General features: G+C 70.3%; 17 protein-coding genes. 10 read left to right on the top strand and 7 right to left on the bottom strand.

What is annotated here, in order from left to right:
• Positions 1–20 precede the first annotated feature (20 nt).
• The 4 genes from FBZ89_RS20365 to FBZ89_RS20350 all read left to right on the top strand — a co-directional run bounded on the left by FBZ89_RS20365 (position 21) and on the right by FBZ89_RS20350 (position 2,851).
• On the top strand, positions 21–644 hold the full coding sequence (locus FBZ89_RS20365; RefSeq protein WP_145751675.1) for a TetR/AcrR family transcriptional regulator: 624 nt from the start codon (positions 21–23) through the stop codon (positions 642–644).
• A gap of 2 nt (positions 645–646) precedes the next feature.
• Entirely contained in the window at positions 647–1,318 is a 672-nt protein-coding gene (locus FBZ89_RS20360) for an exopolysaccharide biosynthesis polyprenyl glycosylphosphotransferase (RefSeq protein WP_145751674.1), read from the top strand.
• 247 nt (positions 1,319–1,565) lie between these two features.
• Positions 1,566–2,111 carry an RNA polymerase sigma factor gene (locus FBZ89_RS20355; protein WP_246138313.1) on the top strand — a complete coding sequence of 182 codons (546 nt, stop codon included), beginning with the start codon at positions 1,566–1,568 and terminating at the stop codon, positions 2,109–2,111.
• Positions 2,108–2,851 carry an anti-sigma factor family protein gene (locus FBZ89_RS20350; protein ID WP_145751673.1) on the top strand — a complete coding sequence of 248 codons (744 nt, stop codon included), beginning with the start codon at positions 2,108–2,110 and terminating at the stop codon, positions 2,849–2,851. The genes FBZ89_RS20355 and FBZ89_RS20350 overlap by 4 nt, the downstream gene beginning before the upstream one ends.
• A 3-nt stretch (positions 2,852–2,854) precedes the next feature.
• Here FBZ89_RS20350 and FBZ89_RS20345 read toward each other — a convergent pair whose 3' ends face one another.
• Positions 2,855–4,252, bottom strand: a complete 1,398-nt coding sequence (locus FBZ89_RS20345; RefSeq protein ID WP_186457472.1) for a DUF1329 domain-containing protein — start codon at positions 4,250–4,252, stop codon at positions 2,855–2,857.
• A gap of 206 nt (positions 4,253–4,458) precedes the next feature.
• Here FBZ89_RS20345 and FBZ89_RS20340 point away from each other — a divergent pair, with 206 nt between their 5' ends.
• Positions 4,459–6,006, top strand: coding sequence for a DUF1302 domain-containing protein (locus tag FBZ89_RS20340; RefSeq protein ID WP_186457471.1), 1,548 nt, complete (start codon positions 4,459–4,461; stop codon positions 6,004–6,006).
• Here FBZ89_RS20340 and FBZ89_RS20335 read toward each other — a convergent pair.
• Positions 6,003–8,039, bottom strand: coding sequence for an NAD(P)-dependent oxidoreductase (locus FBZ89_RS20335; protein WP_186457470.1), 2,037 nt, complete (start codon positions 8,037–8,039; stop codon positions 6,003–6,005). The genes FBZ89_RS20340 and FBZ89_RS20335 overlap by 4 nt on opposite strands.
• A gap of 118 nt (positions 8,040–8,157) precedes the next feature.
• Between FBZ89_RS20335 and FBZ89_RS20330 the strand changes: the two genes are divergently transcribed.
• A complete protein-coding gene (locus FBZ89_RS20330; protein WP_145751669.1) occupies positions 8,158–9,963 on the top strand; it encodes an ATP-binding cassette domain-containing protein in 1,806 nt (601 codons plus the stop codon).
• Here the strand turns inward: FBZ89_RS20330 and FBZ89_RS20325 are convergent.
• Both FBZ89_RS20325 and FBZ89_RS20320 read right to left on the bottom strand, forming a co-directional pair.
• A complete protein-coding gene (locus FBZ89_RS20325; protein ID WP_145751668.1) occupies positions 9,936–11,417 on the bottom strand; it encodes a hypothetical protein in 1,482 nt (493 codons plus the stop codon). The two genes, FBZ89_RS20330 and FBZ89_RS20325, sit on opposite strands and share 28 nt — an antisense overlap.
• Positions 11,418–11,423: 6 nt before the next feature.
• On the bottom strand, positions 11,424–12,320 hold the full coding sequence (locus FBZ89_RS20320) for a nucleotidyltransferase domain-containing protein (protein WP_145751667.1): 897 nt from the start codon (positions 12,318–12,320) through the stop codon (positions 11,424–11,426).
• Between the two features lie 142 nt (positions 12,321–12,462).
• Here FBZ89_RS20320 and FBZ89_RS20315 point away from each other — a divergent pair, with 142 nt between their 5' ends.
• The gene (locus FBZ89_RS20315; RefSeq protein ID WP_186457469.1) at positions 12,463–13,881 is read left to right on the top strand and encodes a B12-binding domain-containing radical SAM protein; all 1,419 of its coding nucleotides are present in this window, start codon (positions 12,463–12,465) and stop codon (positions 13,879–13,881) included.
• Here FBZ89_RS20315 and FBZ89_RS20310 read toward each other — a convergent pair.
• The 3 genes from FBZ89_RS20310 to FBZ89_RS30950 all read right to left on the bottom strand — a co-directional run bounded on the left by FBZ89_RS20310 (position 13,873) and on the right by FBZ89_RS30950 (position 17,897).
• Complete coding sequence (locus FBZ89_RS20310) at positions 13,873–15,147, bottom strand: glycosyltransferase (protein ID WP_145751665.1); 1,275 nt, start codon at positions 15,145–15,147, stop codon at positions 13,873–13,875. The two genes, FBZ89_RS20315 and FBZ89_RS20310, sit on opposite strands and share 9 nt — an antisense overlap.
• 63 nt (positions 15,148–15,210) lie before the next feature.
• Positions 15,211–16,668: an O-antigen ligase family protein gene (locus FBZ89_RS20305; RefSeq protein ID WP_145751664.1), complete on the bottom strand. Its 1,458-nt coding sequence runs from the start codon at positions 16,666–16,668 to the stop codon at positions 15,211–15,213.
• Positions 16,665–17,897, bottom strand: a complete 1,233-nt coding sequence (locus FBZ89_RS30950) for a lipopolysaccharide biosynthesis protein (RefSeq protein WP_186457468.1) — start codon at positions 17,895–17,897, stop codon at positions 16,665–16,667. Before FBZ89_RS30950 ends, FBZ89_RS20305 begins: the two co-directional genes overlap by 4 nt.
• Positions 17,898–18,044: 147 nt before the next feature.
• Here FBZ89_RS30950 and FBZ89_RS20295 point away from each other — a divergent pair, with 147 nt between their 5' ends.
• Genes FBZ89_RS20295 through FBZ89_RS20285 form a run of 3 tightly spaced genes read left to right on the top strand, consistent with a single transcriptional unit; the run spans position 18,045 to position 22,971 of the window.
• A complete protein-coding gene (locus FBZ89_RS20295; RefSeq protein ID WP_145751663.1) occupies positions 18,045–19,034 on the top strand; it encodes a hypothetical protein in 990 nt (329 codons plus the stop codon).
• A gap of 3 nt (positions 19,035–19,037) precedes the next feature.
• Positions 19,038–19,979, top strand: coding sequence for a glycosyltransferase family 2 protein (locus FBZ89_RS20290; RefSeq protein ID WP_145751662.1), 942 nt, complete (start codon positions 19,038–19,040; stop codon positions 19,977–19,979).
• Positions 19,980–20,007: 28 nt separating this feature from the next.
• On the top strand, positions 20,008–22,971 hold the full coding sequence (locus tag FBZ89_RS20285) for an SLBB domain-containing protein (protein WP_145751661.1): 2,964 nt from the start codon (positions 20,008–20,010) through the stop codon (positions 22,969–22,971).
• Positions 22,972–22,991 lie beyond the last annotated feature (20 nt).

The raw sequence follows: 22,991 nt of genomic DNA, 5'->3' as shown, positions 1-22,991 counted from the left end.
AGTTGCCTGCCGGAGGATCCATGCCGTCCATCGTCGCCTGCGCCAAGACCACCACCCCGCGCGATCGTGTCCGCGATGTCGCCGCCGGCCTGTTCGCCGACCGGGGATTGGACGGGTTCAAGATGCGGGACCTGGCGCAGCGCCTGGGCGTCAGCGTCATGACGCCCTACCGCTATTTCGAGAATAAGGAGGCCATTCTGGCCTGTGTCCGTGCCCACGGCTTCGCCTGCCTGGCCGACGCGCTGGACCAGGTGCTGGGCGGCGGTTCGCTGGAGGAGCGGGTGGCCGGCCTGGCCACGGCCTATGGCGCCTTCGCGACCGCTGAGCCCGCGCGCTATCGCCTGATGTTCGCCCTGGCGCCGGCCCAGGTGCCCGGGGTGGCGGAGGTGCGGCGTCAGGAACGCCGGGTGGAGGACGCCTTCGCGGCCCACGCCGCCGGCTTCGTGGCGGCGGGGCCGTCGTGCGCCGATCCCGGCGCCCTTGGCCGCCTGCTGTGGTCCACCCTGCACGGCGTTGCCGTCCTGCACCTGGGCGGTCAGCTGCCGCAGGTGGACCTGACCGACGCCCTGTGCCAGGCCGCCCGGGCGCTGGCCATCGCCTGTGCCGGGACCGCCCCCGCCGTCACCACCGGGACCGCCGCGTGACCATGACGGCGCCCCAGCCGTTGCGAATGCCGGAGCCGGCGCCGCGGTCGGAGGCGGTCGAGGTGCCGCCGCCCTGCGTCCGTCCGCGCCTGACGCCGAAGCGCGCGCTGGACATGACGCTCAGCCTGGCGCTGTTGCTGGCCTGCCTGCCGCTGCTGGGCCTGATCGCCTTGCTGATCCGCCTGGACAGCCGTGGGCCCATCCTGTTCCGCCAGCAGCGTATCGGCCTGGCGGGCCAGCCCTTCCACATCGTGAAGTTCCGTACCATGCACGTGCTGGAGGATGGCGCCGACGTGGTGCAGGCCATCGAGGGCGACCCCCGCGTCACCCGGGTGGGTGGCGTCCTGCGGGTGACCAGCCTGGATGAGCTGCCACAGCTGCTGAACGTGCTGTCGGGGGAGATGTCGCTGGTGGGGCCGCGCCCCCATGCCGCCGCCCATGACGACTATTACCGCGCCCGTATCCCCAATTATCTCTACCGCCAGAACATGCGGCCCGGCATCACCGGCTGGGCCCAGGTGAACGGCGCGCGCGGGGCGACGCCCCAGGTGGCGGACATGCAGGCGCGGGTGGACCTGGACGCCTGGTACGTGGATAACGCGAGCCTGGCCCTGGACCTCAAGATACTGGCGCGCACGCCCCTGGTGGTCCTGAGCCGGCGCAAGGCGTGCTGACGAAGCCCGGCACTATTTCGCCGACACTATTTCGCCGACACTATTTCGAACGCATAGCGGTTGCCCCGGGGAATAAACGCGGAAGGCCATCCGTCTTAGGGATGAGAGGACCGTGATCCACCGGGGAATTGGCCCCTGGGATGCCGGTGAAGATGGACGTAAGCTGATGCGGCGTAGGCACGGGCGCGAGGTTTCCCATTGGTTCGACATGTCCCGTGTCTGGCCCCGTGTCGGAGAGCCCTAGGCCGTGACCCAGCAATTCGCGAACGCCCTGGTCATGCAGCTGCCGGCGCTGAGGCGATATGCCTTGGCGCTGGTGGGCAATGCCGCGCTGGCGGATGATCTGGTCCAGGATTGTGTGGAACGCGCGCTGCGCCAATCAGCGCAATTGCGGGAGTTGCCCCGCATCTCCGGCTGGCTGCGGCGTATCTTGCGGAACCTTTACACCGACGAGATCCGCCGCGGCAACAGCCGGGGGGAGGAGCAGGACATCACCGAGTTGGCCGACCATGTGGAACTGAGTGCGCCGCCGACCGACGTCGGGGCCGCACGGGACTTCGTGAAGGCCGTCAGCCGGCTCACGCCGGAGCATCGGGAAATCCTGCTGCTGTCCAGTGTCGAGGAACTGAACTATCGCGAGATCGCGGAGGAGTTGGACATTCCGGTGGGTACCGTGATGTCGCGCCTGGCGCGGGCCCGTGAGCGGCTGCGTAGCGTAATGCAAGGCGAGGGCGCGGAAATCATCCCGCTGCCCCTGGGCCAACAGCACCCAGTATCGAAAGACCGAAAGTGAGCGACCATACCCCCAACCATCCCTCCATCGCGGAGGTCGACCTGCACGCCTTCCTGGATGGCGAGCTGCCGGAAGACCGCGCCCGCGTTGTCGAGGCCGCCTTGCTGGCCGACCCCGCCTTGGCGGAGCGCCTGGCCGGGTACGAGGCCGACAAGGCCATGATGAAGCGGCTGTACAGCCCGCTGATCGACCGGCCGGTGCCGCAGCATCTGATCGACCTGGCGCAATCAACCGCCAACGGGCCCGCTGCCCGGCCCTGGGCCGACTGGCGCCGCCTGGGCGCCGTGGCGGCCGTCCTGCTGCTGCTGGTGGGCGGTGGCGCCTACCTGGTGAACGACCCTGCGGGAAGCCCGGCCGGCGATGTCGTGCAGATGGCGCTGGCGGCCCGCGATGTGCCGGCGGCTGTGCCCAGCGACCTCGCCCCCTACAACGCGGCGCTCAGCCGCGTCGTCGCCCTGAACATCAAGGTGCCGGATCTGACCCGCGCCGGCTATCGCCTGGCCGGCGTGAAGGTGGAGGGGCAGGCGGCCACCGTGGCCTACCGCGACGCCGACGACCGGCTGTTCACCATCTACCTGCGCCATTCCGACGGCACGGTGCGCTTCGACCAGTTCAAGCGCGACAAGCTGCGGGTCTGCATCTGGCAGGACGACCAGCTGAGCATGGTCATGGCCGGGGAGATGTCGGCCGCCGTGATGCAAAAGCTGGCCAGCATGGCCTATGTCGGCTTGACAGCGTGAGGATTAGCGAACGGATCGGGCTGATAGGCTGTCAGGGCTGAACAAGGTGGCGGGGTGCGGTGGGGTGACCATGTAGGGCGTCGCCTCGCCATTGAAGGCGAAGGTGTAGGCGTAGCCGCCCAGTTCGAAGTCGTGGATGAACTGGCTGCCGATCACCACCGCCGGCACGTCCGGCATGAGGTACATGGTGGCCTGCCCGAACTTCCACAGCGTGCCTTGCTCGTCCCAGGAATCCCCGTAAACCGCCATCCAGGTGTCTTCGTCGAGGTAGAGCCGCCGATGCGGGACAACGTCATGCGCGCCGGCGGCCAAGGTGCCGTCCACCACCCAGACGCGGTGCAGCTCATAGCGCAGCGCGTCGGGATTGGGATGGGTGCGGCCCAGCATCTCCGTCACCGGTTTGGCGTACAGGCGGTTGTTGTTGTAGGGCACGAACATCTCGGCCTTGCCCACCAGCTTGAAATCATAGTGGTCCAGGCCGCCGAAGAAGATGTAGTACTCGTCCTCGCTCATATAGCCGGCGGCGTCGGTGTCCGGCACGTCGTAAGATATGGCCGGCGCCTTGCGCACCCGGTGCTCCCCCGGCAGCAGGCGCCAGGCGGCGAAGTCGTGCCGCCTGATGTTGATGGGCTGCCAGTTGAGGTAGCCTTCGCCCACGCGAGAGGCGGGGGCCACGGCCAGGTGCAGCGTCTTGAAGTAATAGCCGCCATAACTGTCGGGCGTGGCGTCGCGGTAGTAATAGGGGAAGTCGGCGATCTCCCTATAGCCGCTGGCCTTCTCCACCACCCCGTCCGCCGGCACGACATAGGTGCTGACCGTCACCTCGCGCGCCGGGCCCCAAAAGGCCAGCAGGTGGTTCCACATGGCCTGGAACCCGTCCTTCGGGATGGGGAAGGGGATGCCGCCCACGGCCCCCTCCACCCCATAGGCGATGCCTTCCGGCGCCGGCCGGGCGCGCGTGGCGTTCAGGCGGATGTTGTCATAGACCCATTCAGGGGCGGCGGCGGTGCGGTGGCTGGGGTAGATGTCCATGCGATAGTCGGCGTCGCGCTCGAACAGGCGCTTGGCACCCTCTGGCAGCCGGTCGGCATAATCGCGGAAGTTCTTGGCGGTGATGGAGAACAGTGGCTTTTCCGCCGCGAACGGATCGGGCCGCGGGCCCGTGGCCACGGGGCCCGGCGCGCTCAATCCGCCCGTCCAGGCCGGAATGCTGCCGTCCGCGTTGCCCGCGCGCTCCGCCCCAACCGGGGTCAGTCGGGACTTCAGCTGTGCTGCCTCCTGCTCGGTCACCTGGGCGCGGGTGGTGGTGGGCTGGCAGGCCAGCGCCAGCGTGGCCAGCAGCACGGCGGCCAGCGATATGGGGCCCAGCGATATGGAGGACGGGACGGCAGTGGATCGCATGGGCTCGCGTACGGCGCCTGGTTGTGTAGGGGGCTGCGCGCCGGCGGGCCCGGATTTCCCGCGTTTCGGCCGGCGCCGGCGGTGGGTGCCGGGGATCATGGCGTGCGGGCCTTGGCGACACAAGCGGCATGTGGCGCTGGCGCATCCTGTCGCGGGGTGTGGTAGTGTCGATGCGGCAAGCCTTTGTTGGATTGAGCCAAAGCGCAATGGCGTCCCGCGTTCTCGGCCTATTGGTCTTCCCCGTCCTGTGCCTGGCCGCCCCTGTCCGGGCGGCGGACCTCTATTCCGGCGACGGGCTGGATCTGCGCTGGGACAACACGGTGCGCTATACGGTGGCGGATCGCCTTGGGCCCCGCATGGGGGGCTTGCTGACCAACACCAACTGGGATGATGGGGACCGCAATTTCGGCCCCGGCGTCGTCTCCAACCGGTTGGATCTGCTGTCGGCCCTGGACCTGGGCTGGGGCGAGTGGGGCGTGCACGCCAGTGCCGCCGCCTGGTACGACACCGCCTACCAGGGCCGGACGGATGATGCGGACCCGCAGGCCATCAACGCCTCCACCGCCACGCCCGGCCACTTCGCCCCGGCGGTGCGCGACCTGCAGGGCCAACACGCCGAAATGCGCGAGGCCTTCGCCCATGGCGCCTTCACCCTGGCCGGCATGCCGGTGTCGGTGCGCGTGGGCCGGCAAGCCCTGGTGTGGGGTGAAAGCCTGTTCTACGACACCAATTCCATCGCCGCCGCCATGGCACCCGCGGACTACAGCCGCGCCGTGGGCGGGCCCAGCGCCTATACCAGCGACATCTACCGGCCGGTGGGGCAGGCCGCCGTGACGCTTCAACCCTGGCCCGAGGTGGCCCTGTCCTTTTACGACCAGGTCGAATGGCGGCCCACGCGCCAGGCCGGCAGCGGCAGCTATTTCAGTTACCTGGACTATCTGGGCGCCGGCGCCGACCGCCTCTATGTCGGGCCCGGCCGCTACCTGGTCCGCCAAGCCGACCGCACGCCCGATGCCGATGGCCAATTCGGTGTGTCGTTGCACGCCACCGTGGACGGGGTGGATTACGGTCTCTACGTCCTGCGCTACAATTCAATGGACCCTCAGTACGTGGTGAGCCCGGACGGCGACGCCTCGGCCCCTGGCGCGGCTGGTTATTACCGCCTGGTCTATCCCGGCAGCGTCCACCTCTATGGCGCCAGTTTCAGCGCATCCCTGGGCGACAACACCGTGACGGGCGAGGTCTCCGCCCGTCACAATATGCCGCTGGTGCTGCCGCCGCCCTTCGTGAACGGGTCGGTGACGCAACGCTATGCCGCGTACGTCCGGGGTGACATGGTGCACGGCCAGCTGTCGCTGACCACGGCCCTGGGGCGGTCCAGCCTGTGGGACAGCGCCGACGTGAATGCCGAGGCGGTGGTGGACGACGTGGTCGGCGTCGTGCGCGACGATGACGGCAACCAATGGCACCAGGTCGCCACCAAGGCCCGCGTGCTGTTCGAGCCGCACTACTTCCAGGTCCTGCCCAACCTGGACCTGACGGTGCCCCTGGGCTTGGGCTATAACATCACCGGCCACAGCCTCAGCTACTACGCCCAGAACGCGGGCGCCGGCGACCTGACGGTGGGGGTGTCGGCGACCTACCGCAGCGTGTGGAAGGCCAACCTGACCCTGACCCATTACATCGGCGCCCCTAGCCAGCAGTTGCTGGCCGACCGCGATTTTGTGGCCCTGAGTCTGGAACGGACATTCTAGGTCATGGAGCGCAGGCGCGCAGGCGTCAGAATGTCGGTCGCGCCGCCGTCCAGCAGGCGCGCCACCTTGGCCACCACCTCATCCGCCGCCTGGGCCTGCATGTCGGCGCTGCCGCCCGCGATGTGCGGTGTCAGAAAGACGTTGCGCAGGCGCCGCAAGGGGTGGCGGGGTGGCAGCGGCTCTTCCTCATAGGTATCCAGGCAGGCGAAGACGTCGCCCCGGCGCAGACGGTCCAGCAGGGCCGTGGGCTCGATCAGCCCGCCACGGGCCACGTTGATCAAGACGGCACCGGGACGCAGGCGCGCCAGTTCGGCCGCACCCAGAGTGTGGCGGGTGGCGGGCGTCAGGCCCCGGTGCAGGCTGACGATGTCGGCCGCCAGCACCTGGTCCAACGCGGTGGGTTGGGCGCCGGCCTGGCGGATGGCGGCCCCACCCGCGTTCTCGGACCACACCAGCACTCGGGCGCCGCAGGCGGTTAGGCGCCGAGCGAAAGCGTGAGCGTTGGCGCCCCAGCCGACCAAGCCCACCGTGGCATCGGCAAGGTCGCGCGCTTGCGGCGGCCGGCCGCCGCCGCCGGCCAGGCGCGCCTTCATCTTTTGCGCCAGGGGCAGCAGACCCAGGCGCGTCAGTGTGGGCTTCAACCGCCGGGCCAGGCCGCGCAGGCCCGGGGGCGGCGGCACCACCCCCCAGCCGCCGGCACGCATCACGGCATCACCCTGGAAGGCACGGCGCCGGCCCAGGATGGCCAGGCCCAGTGCGAACTCCGCCACGCTCTCGGCATGGGCGTCGCTGGCGTTTACCAGGGCGACGCCCCGGGCCAGCAACGCGTCGGCGCCGAAACGCGCCACCGCCAGGCCGGCGACGCCCACCACCGCCAGATTGGGCAGGCGGTCCAGCAGGTCCGGCGCCAGTGGCGGGCTGCCCCGTCCCAGCAAGGCGGCCACCACGTCCGGCCGTGTGTCCGTCACGTCGTCCGGTGTGGTCAGGCGATAGCCGGCCAGTAGGGGCGACAGGGCGGCCCCCCAATGTCCGTCCACCAGGATGGTGCGTTCCGCAGGCGCGGGTGCCGTGGCCGCCGCCGCCAAGATTGGGGGGACGGCGCCGATGTGCCCGCGCTCGATCAAGTCACACAGGTGCAGGGATGGGGCGAGGGCGGCCAGGCTGTGCGGCGGCTCCCGTCCTGTGCGGACGGCGTCCAGGAAAGCGTCGTGCTCCAGGGCGAAGCTGGTCATTCCGCCGGGGAAGGCGGTGGTAAGGGATTGGCCATCCGTCTGCACGGTCAGCGCCGTCTCGGTGACCGCGCAGCTTTCGCCGGCGGCATGGAAGGCGTAGTCCTCGCGCCGGCACCCAGCGGCATTGTCGCAAAGGAAGGCGGCCTGGGCGCCGCCCGGCCAGCGCATCAGGGCGCTGAAGGTCTCATCCGAGGCGTGGGCCGCAAGGTGGTCCGGCGGGCCGCCCATCATCCACAGCAGGGCGTCCAGGGCATGGATGCCGTTGGCGCCCAGCCAGCTGGTGGCGCCGAATCCCGGCGGCTGGCCTGCCAAGGGCTTGTGGAACACCGCCTCCGCCTGGCGCCATCCGGCCAGCCCGGCGCGAGCCCGGGTGGCGCGCAGCGAGGGGTAGAAGCGGCGGTTGTGTCCGCCCGCCGCCACCAGTCCCCGGGCGCGGGCCAGGTCGGCCATGGCCTGGGCCTGGGCGGCGCCGGGCGCCACCGGCTTTTCCACAAACAGGTGCTTGCCCTGGCTCAGTGCCCTCATTCCGTATTCGTAATGAAGTTTGGCGCTGGCGTAGATGTGGACGGCGTCGATGTCGTCGCGGGCCAGGGCCGCACCGGCATCCCCGGTGCTGGCGCCAAAGCCGAAGGTGGCCGCCGCCGCCGCCGCCCGCCTCCTGTCCAGGTCGCAGACCAGGGCGAGGTCCACCAGCCCCCGGTCGCGCAGGCCGGCCAGCACGGGCAGGTGCACCTGGGTTGCCATCGGGCCGGCGCCGATGACCAGGACCCTCAGGGGCGGGATGGGGATCGCGGAGGACATCACCTTGAAGACGGATGGCAGGGCCCGCTTATTCCCCACCCGGTGAAATATATAGTTGCGGTGCCCCATCCGGATTTGTGCCAAGAAATCAGCGCGTAATCAGGGATTCCTCACCATCATGGACAAGCGTGGCGCAGGGCGGGAACTGGCCCGGTCGGCCTGGGATTTTTTCCGGGATTTCCGGGCCCACGCCGACGGTGATGGGCTGACGGCCGCCGTCCTGATCATCCTGGGCGCGGGGCTGGAGGGCGTGGGCCTGGTGCTTCTGGTTCCCCTGCTGGACCTGGTGGTGGGGGGCGACCGTGGGGGCTGGGCCGCGGCGCTGATTGGGCACCTGCCGTGGTATTCGGCTGGCGGTGATGCGCTGGCCCGCCTGTTGCCGCTTCTGGCCTGCTTCGCCCTGCTGGTGGGCCTGAGGGCCGTTGTGCTGTGGCACCGGGATGTATTGCTGGCCACCCTGCGCATCGGCTTTGTCGAGGAGCAGCGCACGCGGCTGGTGGCCCGGTTGATCGCCGCGCCCTGGACGCGGCTATCGACCTTGCCGCATGCCCGGGTCAATCATCTGTTGAGCAGCGACATCATCCTGACCGGCGCCTGCGCCCATTTCATGCTTCAGGGCGCCACCTCCCTCTTCCTGCTGCTGGTGCAGTGGGGGCTGGCCTGCCTGCTCTCCGCCCCCCTGGCGGCCGTCACCGGCGTGCTGTTGGCGGTGGCCACCCTGGCCCTGCTGCCGCAGCTGGCGCGGTCGCGCCGCCTGGGGCGCGAGGTGGCCGATGCCAACCTGCACCTGGCCACCAGCGGTGCCCAATTCCTGGGGGGCCTCAAGCTGGCGCTCAGCCAGAATATGCAGCAGCGCTTCGCCGATGAGTTCAACGGCACCCTGGGCCGGCTGATGGGCCGCCAGGTCGCCCTGACCCGGGAACAGACCAAGGCGCAACTGGCCTTCACCACGCTCGCGTCCCTGGCGGGGGCCGCCGCCATAATGGTGGGTGTCTGGGCGCTGGACGTGCCGCCGGCGGTGCTGATCGTCTTCGTGCTGGTGCTGGCGCGGATGAGCGCGCCGGCCGCCCAGTTGCAGCAGGGCGCGCAGCAGTTCGCCAACTTCCTGCCGTCGTATGAGAAGATCCGGGCGCTGGAGGCGGAGTTGGCCGGCAGTGCGCCGCCGGCGGGGGCCGCGTTGGCGGCCGAGATCGCGGACGGCGGCGCTTTCGCCGGCCCGGAGCCCATTCGCTTCCACCAGGTCAGCTACCGCCACCCCGGCGGCGACCGGGGCGTGTCCGGCCTGGACCTGACCCTTGAGGCTGGCAGCTTCGTGGGTGTGACGGGCGCCTCCGGCGCCGGCAAGACCACCTTCGCCGATCTGCTGGTCGGCCTGACGGCGCCCGATGTCGGCACCATCACCGTGGGCGGGCGCGCCCTGGCCGGTGCCGCGCGGCGGCAATGGGCGGCCGCCATCGCCTATGCCCCGCAGGACACCTTCCTGTTCCACGACAGCATCCGCGCCAACCTGGCCTGGGCCAACCCCTCGGCCAGCGAGGCCGACATGCGCGCCGCCCTTGGTCTGGTGGGCGCCAGGGCTTTGGTGGACCGCTTGGAACAGGGTTTGGACACGGTGGTGGGTGCCCAGGGTGGCCAATTGTCGGGCGGGGAGCGCCAGCGCCTGGCCCTGGCCCGCGCGCTGATGCGTCAGCCGCCTTTGCTGGTGCTGGACGAAAGCACCGGCGCCATCGACATCGCGGGAGAGCGCGCGCTGCTGGCCGGCCTGGCGACGCTGCCGTGGCGGCCCACCATCGTGCTGATCGCCCACCGGCGGGAAAGCCTGATGCTGTGCGACCGCGTCCTGGAATTCGCCGAGGGCCGTGTCATCGCCGACCGCCGAATGGGCACGCCCGCCGCTCAGGCCCCGGCCCACAGGGCGCGGTAGCAGGCACCGATCGCCTCAAGCCGCCGCAGGCCGGCGGACAGGTTCGGGATCGGGGCGGCGCGGCGCGGTGCCTTGGGCAGGGCCGCCAATGTGGGGATCAGGGCGTCCATGTCGGCCACCACCCGGGCATGCCCCGCCTCAGCCAGGTGGCCGAAAGGGCCGGTGGCGTCGGCGCTGAGGAACAGGGCCGGCACACCGAAGGGCACCGCCTCCGCCGCCACGCCGGAGGCCAATGACACCACGGCGTCCATATGGCGCAGCAGGGCCGGCAGCGGCAGGGCCGAGGCGGCATCCATGCGGATATTCGAGCCGCGCAGCGCCAGCAACCGGGCATAGCGCCGGTCATCCCCCGGCCCTGCGGCGGGGTGCCGGCGGATCCACCAGCGCCATTCCGGCGGGCCCGCGGCGATGCGGTCCGCCAGCGCATCCCAGATGGCGGACGGGCCGGTGGTTTGCAGGGCCACCAGGATATCGCGTTGGGCATCACCGCCGGCGGCCTGGCGGAACCTCTCATCCCAAGCCAGGGTGCGCGGGTCGGCATCGTCGAGAAAGGGGCCCAGGCGGGGATGGCCGCCGGCCAGGGCCTGGTGCCAACGCCCATCCGCCCAGGCGTTGATGGCGGTGGCATCGGCAGCATCCCAGGTCCAGAACAACGCGGGCAGGGTGGTGTAGCCCTGGGCGCCGACGCCTGCCCAGCCATAGGCCTTGTGCCGGCCGCCCTGCGGGCAATGCTGCACGTCCACCGACAGGATGCCCCGCCGCCGGCAGGCAAGCGCCAGGGCGGAGCCCAGGCCCGCGTACCAGGTGGTGGTGAAGGCCAGGCGCGGCCGGGCAATGTCCAGCACCAGGCCCAAGGCCTGGGCCCGGGCGCGCAGCCCCAGGGCACGCCGCGCCAGACGTTCCGGCCGCAATGACGGCGCCGCCACTCCCTGGCGGGCCAGAAAGTCCGCGACCTCCGCATGGTGCGGCAGGTCCAGCGGCGCGCGAACCAGGGGAGCCAGCGCGCGGGCGGCGCCGACGATCAGGTCGACCGCCAGGGTGGGCCGTCGCCAGGGCGTGCGCCGGCCGGGTTGCAGGTGCAGGCAGCGCGCTCCGTCATCCTCCAGCACCGCCAGGAGGGGGGCGCCATAGCGGTCCTCCCACGCGCCGTCGATGCGCTCCACCGACACGCCGTCACCCAGGAATAGGATGTCGGCCCGGTGGGGCCGGAGGATGACGTTGTCCCGGCGCCCCAGCGTCGCCAATGGCTGGGCCAGGGTGCGCACGCCGCGTGCGATCCGGGATGGCCGTCCGGCCTCAAGGTCGCCCACATGCTGACGGTAGAGGTCCAGGTACAAGTCCATGCGTGCCGGCGGCCACAAATGGGCGTCGCCGCTGGTCCAGCGGCTGACGGCGAAGCGTGCCTCGATCTCCGCCACCAGGGCCAGGTACTGGATGTGGAAGGGCGTCGCCATGGCCGCCTACCGAGCCACCAACTCATCCATGCGCGCCTGCCACGCCGCCTCGATCTTCAGGCGCATCTCATCCCACATGCTGTGGGATTCCCGGGTTGAGCGGGTCCAGGCGCCCTTCAGCCGGTCGGTTTCATTAAAGCGATGGATCTTGCGGCGTGCCTCCAGCCCCTCCAGCGCGCGGCCCAGGGGGCTGGCCAGCAGCCATTCCCCGGCGCGCTTCAGGGCGGTGGTGTAGGGGATGCAGTTCAGGCTGCCCCCTTGGACGTCTACGGGCGGCGCCCCCACGGCGTTGGGCAGCCAGTCGGCCGTCCAGGCGTTGGCCTCCCGCACCGTCTCGTACACGTCCAGGCCATACAGCGGGATCATCTGGCACAGTTCCTGCGCGTCATAGAGGCTGCGGCGCGCCAGGGGCAGGGCCGCCAGCGACAGGAAGGTGTTGGGGCAGAACAGTCCCTTCGCCAGCTTGGCGTCCGCCAGGGCGAGCAGGCGGCAGAAGGCGCGTGTGCGCCACATGGTGCCGGCGTCGGTCACCAGCAGGAAGTCGATGTCGCCGTCGGGGGGGAAGTTGCCGGCGGCCAGCGAGCCCGTCATCGCCACCATGCGCACGTTGGGCAGGCTGGCCAGGAAGCGGGCATAGCGCCGCGCGGTCGGCCATTGCCGGCGCGACAGCTCCCGCCGGGTGCGGCGGATGGCGAACAGGTCGGTTCGGCCGTGCAGGGCGTGATAGGTGCCGTCCGTTTCCAGGTGGCGGGCCAGGGCCGGACCGTCCAGTGCGTGCTGCACGTCGCCCGGCGTGCAGCGGATGCCATGCAGGTAGCGGTGGATTTCAGGCACCGACACCGGGAAATGGAAAATATCCCGATAGGCGATTGTTGAGTAAATCGCCGTTTCCAGTTTATTCATCGAAAGGACAACCGTCATGAAATCACCTGTCGGCCGAGCGATATCGGCGTCCGTAAAATCAGATTATTATTTTAAAAGGCGCATTGTTTATTTTATTTATGTTGGGTACGATGCGCCATCGATATTTGATTTTTGGTGGATCATGGCCATCCGACACAAGGTCGTCCTTTACAATCCCGCGGCTGTCTTTCACACCATGCCGCTGGGCCTGTTGGCCATTGGCTCCAACCTTGATCCCGCGCGCTTCGACGTGCGTATCATCGATGCGCGGATTGAGGCTGATCCGCTGGGCACGGTGCTGCGGGCCATCGACGGCGCGCTGTGCTTCGGCGTCAGCATGTTGACTGGCCGGCCCCTGGGCGATGCGCTGGCCATGCTGCGGGCGGTGAAGCGGGCGCGGCCCGACCTCACCACCGTGGCCGGCGGCTGGCATCCCTCCCTGTTCCCGGTGGAGACGCTGGACGAACCCAGCATCGACATCACCGTGGCGGGGCAGGGCGAGCGCACCTTCGCGGAGATCATGGACCGTTTGGCCGAGGGTGGTGATGTTGAGGGCATCGCCGGTGTCGCCTACCGCGACGGCGACCGCGTGGTGCGCACCAAGGCGCGGCATTTGGAAAGCCTGGACGCCTTCGCCCCGCCCGACTTCGACCTGATCCCGGTGGAGCAATACTTCGAGCTGAAGGGCCGGCGGCAGCTGGACTACATCGGCTCCATCGGCTGCAACTTCCGCTGCGCCTTCTGTGCCGACCCCTTCGTCTACGGCCGCGACTGGAAGGCGACCTCGGCCAGCCGCATGGGGGTGGAGATCGAGGCGCTGTGGCGCCGCTATCGCTTCACCGACCTGAATTTCCAGGATGAGACCTACTTCACCCACCGCCACCGCGTGGCCGACATCTGTGACGAATTCCTGCGGCGGGGGCTGGACTTCACCTGGGCGGGCACCATGCGCGCCGACCAGGGCGTGCGCCTGCCGGACGAGATCTGGCGCCTGTGCGTCCGGTCCGGCCTGCGCCGCGTGCTGGTGGGGGTGGAGACCGGGTCCCACGAGATGATGAAGCGCATCAAGAAGGACACCACCATCGATGCCATCCTGGAGACGGCGGCCAAGTGCCGGCAGCACGATGTCGCCGTCATCTTCTCCTTCATCGTGGGCTTCCCGGAGGAGACGGAGGAGCAGGTCGAGGCGACGCTGGGCCTGATCAAGACGCTGCGGGCCATGAGCCCCAAGTTCGAGACGCCGCTGTTCTATTACAAGCCCTATCCCGGCTCCGCCCTGGCTGCCGCCGTGGCGGACCAGACGCCGCGCACCCTGGACGACTGGGCGCGGTTCGACTATGTGGCGGGGCCGGCCGGCACCTGGGTGCCGCCGCGTCTCTATCGCCGTATCGAGCGCTTCAAGTTCTACAACAAGTATGCCGCAGGCACCGCGGCCACTGGTCAAGGTGCCGGCCGTCTGCTGCGCCGGGTGGCGCGCTGGCGCATCGACCATGACGTCTACGCGGCACCGGTGGAAAAGTTCCTGGTCCAGCATCTGCGCCCCGAACCCTCCCTATCCTGAGGCCTGTTCCGCGTCGACCAGAGGGGCGCCGGCCGGCACCTCCCGCGTCGCGGACTTGGGCCTCAGGGCCATTTCCCAGGCGCGCTCGAACCCCGCCGGCGACAGGGCGCGGCGGACGAAGGCGGCCCCCTTGCGGGCGGCGTCGGCCCATAACTCGGCATAGGCCTCGGGCTGCGTCAGGTAGGGGCCCCATTGGTCCTCGGGCAGCGTCAGGGGATAGCCCGGCGCGCGTAGGCCCTCCATTGCCGTGCGGTTGCCCAGTACCGGGCAGCCCCAGGCCCAGGCCTCCGCCACCTTGGTCTTGATGCCGCCGGCCACCAGCGCCGGCACCAGGGCGATGCTGCCCGGCCGGTAGACCTGGGCCAAGTCGTCGGCATAGCCGTGCCAGTGCACGCCGGGCACGTCGGCCAGGGGGCGGGTCTGGCGGCCATGGATGTGCAGCGGCGTCGCCGGCTTCAGGCGTCGCCATTGGTCCAGCAGGAAATCGATGGCCGTGCGGTTCTGCAGCTGCCGGTCGCTGCCGATGAAGACGAAGCGCAGGGGCAGGGTGTGCCCCCACGGCTCCGCCCGCAGGGGCACGCCGGGCGGAATGGCGCGCACCACCGGCGGCCCGTCCTTGGACAGGGCGTCCGCTGGCGCGTACCGGCACAGCATCTGCCGTTCCACCGGCGACAGCAGTACCGTGGCGCTGGAGGCCAACACCACCTCCCGCTCCGCTGCCGGCAGGGTTCGGGCCTCATAGGCCGTCACCAGGCGGGCCAGCGGCCCTTCCGCCAGGCGGCGCGCCCAGCGGGGAAAGTGAGGGCCGACATGGCCGGTCAGCAAGGGCAGGCGGTGGTGGCGCAGATAGGTCATGCGCCGCGACATCAGGTCGTCGAAGTCGGTGACGATGTGCAGGTCGGGCAGGACGCGCCGCAGGGTACGCAGCAGGGCCTGGCAGCGTACGGTGTCGAGGTAGACGGCATCGAACGCCCCCGCCGCGATGCGCGCCGTCACCCGCTCCGCCTCCCGGGGGCCGGCGTACAGCAGGCATTGCAGGGGCGGGGGGCGCCCGGCCGCCAGGCCCGCCAGCCAGGCGGCGGCGGCGGCCATGCGGTCGGCCCTGCCACCCTGCAGCACGGAATGCAGGGTGATCACCTCCACCGTATGCTGGCGCCGCAGGGCCACCAGGATGTGGCCCATGATGGGGGTGCGGCCGTTGCGCTGGGCCAGGTCGCGGGTCGTCACGAAGGCGATCCGCAAGGCGGGTCTGGAGTGGCTGTCCATGGGTCTACCTGAGGCGGGCGCATCCCATGTGCGCCTATCCCCAGGACGGATGGCGGTGCCGGTCTATTCCCCGGCGGGCGCTTTAATCTTCGGCGGCAGGTGATTCATGGCGCAGCAGAGGGCCAGCGGAATCCAAAGGCCGGCATCGACGAAGGTGTCCTGGTTCAGGAAGCTGAAGCCCAGGGCCGCGGCGCTGGCCAGGCGGAAATAGCGGTGGAAGGCGTCATGCGGCTGGCCCTGGAACAGCTGGCGCCAGAAGAAAACAATGAACAGGGCGAAGCCCACCACCCCGGTTTCCGACAGCAGGCGCAGGAACAGGTTCTTGGCGTTGCCCTTTTCCGGCGAATTGGGATCCAGCCAGCCGATGCCTTCCTTGGCCCCCTGGGTGAACAGCTGGGTGGTGAAGGCCCAGTCGGGGGCGTATTCGCCGAAATAGCGGTAGTTGTTGCCCAGGGACACGCCGAAGACGGGATGGTCCAACCAGGTCAGGCCGGCGGCCTCCGCCGCGGCGAAACGGCCGGCCAGGGCCAGGGCGTCGGTGACGCCGGTGGCGACATCCCCGCCGGCCAGGCTGTTGAGGTCGGCGGATTCCGTCAGGTAGGCGACCGGCCCCATGACATAGGTGGCCCCCGCCCCGGTGCCCAGGCCGCTCATGGCCACCACCGCCCCGCCGCCTGCCACCAGCACGCCAAGGAAGGTGGCTGCCGCCAGGATGCGGCCACGCAGCGCGGCGAGGAACACACTGAGCCCCAGCATGGCGACGATGCAGGCCAGGCCGAAGCGGGAGCCGGAGAACAGCAGGCCGCCGATGGCCAAGGCGAAGCCGCCGGCCAGACGTAGCGCGTGGCCGGGCAGGGCCGGCAGGCCCACCCCCTCCTGCCGCGCCATGGCGCGGGCGATCAGGGCGGGGATCAGCAGCACGATGATCTGGGTGGCCAGCCACGACGGTTCGAACGTCATGCCCTGGGCACGGTTGACCAGGCCGTCATAGCGCACGGCGATCAGGTCGGTGATGGCCTGGACGACGCGCAGCAACTCGCCATGCTGGGCCATGGCCACCACCTGCACCCCTGCGAAGGCGATGGAGACGCCCATGCCGATGAACAGGAAGCGCATGGTCATGCGGATGTCGGCGGCCGTGCGGATCTGCAGGCGCGCCACGACGTAGAAGGCCAGGCCCACGCCCCAGGTCAGCAGGGCGCGGACCAGGCTGTCCAGCGGCGTCTGGCCCTTGAAGGCATCTGGCGGCTGGACCATCACGACCCCTAAGCCGCTGACAACGATGTAGAGGGTGAAAAGGCCCAGCGCCGCGAAGCCGTCGCCCGCCAGCCGGGGCCGCTGGCCCAGCACCACCAGGCGGTAGACGGCCAGGATCAGCAGCAGGGCGGCCGGCACGATGGCCAGGGGCCGCGCCAGCGTGCCGTTGCCGAAGGGCAGCAGCGGCGTGGCCGACACCGGCACGCACAGCAGCAGCGCCTGCCATAGGCGTCGCTCGATGGGCTGCAGCGGATCGGTCGTCATGATGATGCCAGGGCGGGCCGCGCCACGGTCAGGGGCCGTAGGCGCAGCAGGTAGACGAGGCCCACGGCGGCCCTGAGGGCGCCGGCGGCCACCGAGGCAATGCAGGCGCCGCCAAGGCCCAAGCGCCAGGTGAGCCAGCTGCCCACGGTCAGGCCGAACAGGGCGGGGTAGAGCTGCATGCGGAAGACGGCGCCGCTGGCGCGATAGCCGCGCAGGGCGGCGCTGAACAGCGTGGCCCCCAGATAGCAGGCATAGGCCAGCGCCAGCAGGCGCAGCTCCCCCGGATGCGCGGCGTAGGCGCTGTCGCGGCCATAGAACATCCGCGCGGCCCAGGTAGGCGCGGCCAGGATGACCAGGAACAGCGGACCGACCAGGCCGGCCGCCACCAGGCCCCGCCGGCCCACCAGGCGCAGCAGGTCGGGGAAGCTCAAGCTGTCGCGGGCGCGCGCCACCTCCGGCACCAGGACGTTCTCCATGCCGAAGATGACGGGGCTGGCCACAGCCACGACGTTGGCCAGCGCCACCAGGGCGGCGGCCCCGGGCGCATCGTCGTGCCAGGCCAGCAGCCACAGGAACCATTGCGTGGACAGGGCCGCCAGCAGGTTGGCGCCCAGCACCGGCGCGCCCAGGCGCCAGTGGTCCGCCATCTCGGTCCGCAATCCGCTGGCGGCGGTTTGCCCATTCCGTCCCAGGTGCCGGGCCGCAGGTAAGGCCGCCAGGGCCGAGGCGGCAGCGACCACCAGGAACACCCCCCCGATGGCGAGATTGGCGCGCAGGGCCCACACCGCCACCAGCGGCCCCAGATAGCGCAGGGCGTCCAGGGCGATCAGGGGGATATGCCGGCTCTCCGCCAGCAGGGCGCGCCGCACCACCTCTTGCAGTTGCCAGCAGACCAGGGCGGCTCCGGCGGCCGGCAGCAGGCCCAGGTGGCCGACACTGGCCGCAGCGACGCCCAGCAGGGGCAGGAAGGCCAGGGCGCAGACGGGTGTCAGCAGCAGGGCCACCGCCAGGGGCCGGCCGCCGGGGGCCGGCCGCACCGACAGGGGGTAGGTCACCAACGCCTGATGCAGGGTGTTCAGCACCAGGATGAAGGACAGCACCACGGAATAGGCGCCGTACTCCGCCGCCGGCAGGCTGCGGGCCAGCGTCACGTTCAGCGCGAAATTGCCGAAGCTGACGATGGCCTGATCGGCCAGCCCGCCGGCAAGTCCCAGCCCCGTCCTTTTCACTGATGCACCCGATGCGGTGAAGACCTTCGAAGTGAGGGCAGAGTGGTCCGGCCGCGCCTCGCGGGAAAGCACTATATTTTTCCGGAATTGGGGAATATCGGCCGGCCGCCATCCGTCGTTCTGCCAGGTTTCAGGCGATCGGGGGCGATGACGGTGGGTGTGGATACTCCAGATTTGGCATGGGCCGGCCGGACCGTCCCCGATGGCGCGTCCGATGGCGCCTGGGCGCCGCGCGGCCAGGGGGACGATGGCCAGGGGAGCGGCGGCCTGGGCCTGTTCCTGGGCCGCCTGCGCCGCCACTGGTTCCTGGCCGCCTTCCTGTTCCTGGCCAGCGTCGGCGCCTCCGTCGCGGCGGCCTTCCTGTTGCCCTCCTACTGGCGGGTGGAGGTGCTGGTGATGCCGGTGTCCAAGAGCGGGGCCGGCTTCGGCAACCTGGACCTGGGCAGCGCGTCCGGCCTGCTGGGCGGCCTGGGCGGGTTGGGCGGCGTCGCCGGCCTGCTGGGCAAGTCCTCCTCCTCCAACGAGGATGAGGCCATGGCCGTGCTCGGCTCTCGTGAGCTGTTCGACACCTACGCCATCCAGCAGGACCTGCTGCCCATCCTGTTCGCCAGCAAGTGGGACGCGGCGGCCAAGCAGTGGAAGGTGCCGGCGGACGAGGCGCCGACCCTGCGCCGGGGCTTCAAGCTGTTCAGCCGCAGCATCCGCGACATCACCCTGGACCGGCGCAGCGGCATCGTCACGCTGGCCATCACCTGGAAGGACCGCGACCTGGCGGTGCGCTGGGCGCGCGACCTCATCGCGCTGACCAATGCGCAATTGCGGGACCGTGCCCTGGCCGACGCCAACCGCAACCTGGCCTATCTGCGCACCGCCATGGCCAACGCCCAGAAGGAAGGCAACAGCAACGCCCTGAACGCCGCCCTGGTCAGCGCCTACGAACGCACGCTGCAAAACTACATGTACGCGACAGGGCAGACGGAATTCGCCTTCCGCATCATCGACCCGCCCACCGTGCCCGACGTGCGCGAACGGGTGTGGCCCAACCGGCCCCTGTTCCTGGCGCTGGGCGTCATCCTGGGCGCCCTGCTGGCCGCCGGGGGCGCGCACTTGCGTGGCCGGGCTGCGGGGCGCCGCTGACAAATGCGCGCGTCCAAGATCGCCATCCTGGTCCCCAGCTACAACGGCGGCGTTCTGCTGGCCGAGACGGTGGCCTCCGCCGCCCAGGCCGGCCTGCCTCCCGACAGTTATGAGATCGTGGTGTGCGACAACGCCTCCACCGACGGCAGCGCCGACGCCTTGCCGGTCCGGGACGCGCAAGGGGTGGCCATCACCGTGCGCCGCAACGCCCGGAATCTGGGCCGTGTCGCCAATTGGAACCGCGCCGTCGAGGTGGCGGAGGAAATGGGCTTCGGCTTCGCCCTGTTCCTGATGGTGGGCGACCTGGTGCATGGGACGGGCGTCACCAAGCTGCGCGACCGCATGGTGGCCGCCGGGGCCTGCCTGGGGATCGCCAGCTACGAGATCGTGGATGAGGCCTTGCGGCCCCGGCGCGTGGCGCGGCGCATCCTGTGGCGGGGTGCGACGGGCCTGTCGGCGCAGGCCTTCCTGGCCCAGTCGCTGGCCAGGGGCGCCATGCTTTATGGCCCCCTGGGCGCCAATCTCTATTGGCTGGGTGGCGGCGCGCATCTGCGCTTCGACCCATCGGACGAAAGCCACACCGACCAATTGGCCACCGCCGTCTTCACCCGCGTGGCCGGGGGCGGGGTGGTCTATCTGGACCAGCCCATTTCCCGCTGGCGAGCCCGGCCCAGCCGCTTCCACAGCGGCATGGAACCCCGGGGGCGGCTGGCCAGCGACGTGCGGGTCATGGAATGGGCCTGCCAAGCCGCCCAGGTTCCGCCCGATTACCCCAAAATCCGGGCCAGCCTGCTGCTGCGTGGCGTCTGGCTGACCCGGGGCGACCTCAGGGCCGCCTGGGCCTGGTCCGGCGCCATGGTGCCGGCCGTCCCCTCCTGGACCTGGTTATTCCGCTTGCTGTGCCGGCAGGCGTTCCACAAGACACCCTGGCTGGTGAAGGCCTGAAACGATGACGAAAATGATTGGGGCGACGATGAGCTCAGGCCGGAAATGGGCCCGCCACGCCATGCTGCTGGCGGCGCTGGCCTCCAGCGTGACGCCGGGGCTGGCGCAGGCGCAGGGGCTGTCGCAGCTGCTGGGCGGCGGGAACGGCAACGACCTGACGGGCGACCTGCTGCGCACGGTGCAACAGCGACTGACCGGCCAGTCCACGATACCCTCGCTTCAGCCCGACGTGCAGGTGCAGAACCCCGCCGTGCAGCAGGGACCCCAGGCCTATGGCCCGCCCTCGGCCATCGAACGGCTGATGAGCACCCGCGCCGGCCAGCCCATCCGCCAGTACGGCTATGATGTCTTCGGCCGGGGCGCCCCCGTGGTGGTGCGGCAGAGCGGCGCCCTGCAGGATAGCTACATCCTGGGTGAGGGGGATGAGATCGTGCTGACCCTGCGCGGGCAGCAGAACGCCAGCTATCGCACCCGGGTGGACCGCGACGGCCGGGTGGTGTTCCCCGGCCTGCCACCCGTCGCGGCGGCCGGCCGGTCCTTCGGGGGCTTCCGCGAGGATTTGGAGGATGCGGCCGGGCGCGCCCTGACGGGGACGGAGGTGCTGGTGTCCGTGGGCGCGGTGCGCCAGATCGCCGTGCGCGTGACGGGCGAGGTCAACGCCCCCGGCCTGTTCAACCTGTCCGGCCTGGCCACCGCCATGGATGCCCTGTCCCTGGCGGGCGGCATCAAGAACACGGGCTCCCTGCGCGACGTGCAGGTGGTGCGGGGCGGGCGCAGCTATCGCCTGGACCTCTACACCCTGCTGATGGGCGACGCCGCCGGCCGCGACATTCCGCTGGCGGAGGGCGACCGCATCGTCGTGCCCTTGCAGACCAGCGCCGTGGCCGTTGTCGGCCAGGTGAAGCGCCCCGCCATTTATGAACTGCCGGCCGGCCAGCAGGCCACGCCGCTGTCGGCCCTGATGGCCATGGCCGGGGGGACGGAGGTGCGCGGCAGCTACCGCTATTCCATCCTGCGCACGCGTGAGGATGGCAAGCGCGAGATGGTGCAGGTGGGGGCGGGCGGCAGCGCCACGGTCCACGACGGCGACGTGGTGTTCGTGGCGCCCACGGCCGACGTTTCCCTGGCCAAGGTGGAATTGCGCGGCGCCACCACCCTGAACGGCAGCTACCCCCTGGAAACGGTGCGGTCCCTGCGCGGCCTGCTGGCCTCCAGCGACATGTTCGCGCCCGCGGTGGGCCGCCCCTTGCCCTATCTGCTGGCCGACGCCCTCATCCGCCTGGATCCGGCGACCCTGCAGCGCACGGTCATCCCCTTCGCCGTGTCCGACGTGCTTGAGGGCAAGGCCGACGTGGCCCTGCAGTCCAACGACGTCGTCTACATCACCAACGTGGCGGAGATGCGCTACATCGCCCACAAGGCGGGCGACCTGCAGCGCAGCCCGACCCGCAAGGTGAACGACCATCCCGACCCGGTGGCCCCGCCACCGGCGCCTGACGCCAACGCCGCCCTGCAAGCCCAGGCGGCGGCCTTGCCACCCGGCCTGGCGGCGGATCCGCGCCTGGCGCAGCTGGCGGCCATCCAGGGCATCCAGCTGCCGGCCGGCCAGGCGGGTGGAACGGGGCAGGGTGCCGCCCTGTTGGCCGCCAACCCGGCCTATGCCGCCTACGCCGCCACCCAACTGGGCCAGCAGAACTCGGCGCTTCAGGACCAGGGCCCGCCCAAGCCGGAGGAAGAGCGGCTGAACCCCGGCATCGTGGCGCCGCCGGATATCCTCACCGCCCAGGACGGCAGCACCGCCCGGGCGGATGATGATCAGGACCAGGCGACGGCCCTGCCGGCGGGCGCCGGCCCTCTTAGTGCAAGCCAGCTGGGCGCCAGCCAGGCCCAGCATGCGCGCCGGCCACCCCTGCGCCTGTTCGTGGGCCTGGACGACGACACCCGCCGCCTGCTGGTTGGCACCCTGACCAACTACCACGTCACCGTGGTGGGCGAGGTCAACAGCCCCGGCGACTTCCTGGTCATGCCCGGCGCCACCCTGGACAAGCTGGTGCAGGCGGCGGGCGGCCTGACGCCCAAGGTGGATCTGCACGCCTTCGAGGTCACCTCCGCCGACATCGACAACGCGTCCGGCCTGTCGCGCACCGTGCGCCACAGCTATGGCCTGCCGGTGGCGCAGTTCGCCCAGGTGGCGCTGAAGCCCTTCGATCGCGTGCGCTTCAACCCCGTCTTCTCCGACCGCGACACGGGCGACGTCACCCTGTCGGGTGAGGTCAAGTTCCCCGGCGGCTATGAGATCTTGCGGGGTGAGCATCTGTCGTCCGTGCTGGCGCGGGCCGGCGGCTTCACCGACGCCGCCTATCCGGCGGGCGTGGTCTTCCTGCGCCAATCGGTGGCGGAATCCCAGCGCGACACCCTGCAGAAGGAGGCCGACGCGCTGGAGCGCCAAATCATCTCCATCGTCGGCAATGTCAGCGGGAAGGTGCAGGTGACGGATGGGGAGATCGCCTACGTCACCCAGATGATCGGCCGCCTGCGCCAGGGCATCGGCCCCGCCAGCGGCCGGGTGGCGGTGCATGTCGACCCGAGGGAGATCGCGGCCCATCCGGAACTGGACCTCGTTATGGAACCGGGCGACCAGCTGGTGGTGCCGCGCCAGCCCAGCGCCGTGGTCGTGTCGGGTGAGGTCATGGCGCCAGGCGGCATCCAATTCCGCAGCGACCGCAGCGTGGACGACTACATCGCCATGGCCGGCGGCATGACGGAAATCGCCGACGACGACCATGTCTTCGTGGTGCAGCCCGACGGCTCCGCCATCCAGGTGGACGGCGGCGGCTGGCTGTCCGCCGCGCCCAAGCTGGCGCCCGGCTCCGTCATCGTCGTGCCGCGCAAGCTGCGCCACTTCACCTGGGACAGCATCCTGATGGACATCATCCAGGTCACCAGCCAGTTGGCCATCACCGGCGCCTCGCTGGCGGTGATCTCGAAGTAGGCCATCGAGACAAAACGTCT

Source organism: Nitrospirillum amazonense (assembly GCF_007828045.1).
GTDB classification, from domain to species: Bacteria; Pseudomonadota; Alphaproteobacteria; order Azospirillales; family Azospirillaceae; genus Nitrospirillum; species Nitrospirillum amazonense_C.
The sequence above is the reverse complement of the archived record's forward strand: the minus strand, read 5'-3'. Positions and strand labels throughout refer to the sequence as shown.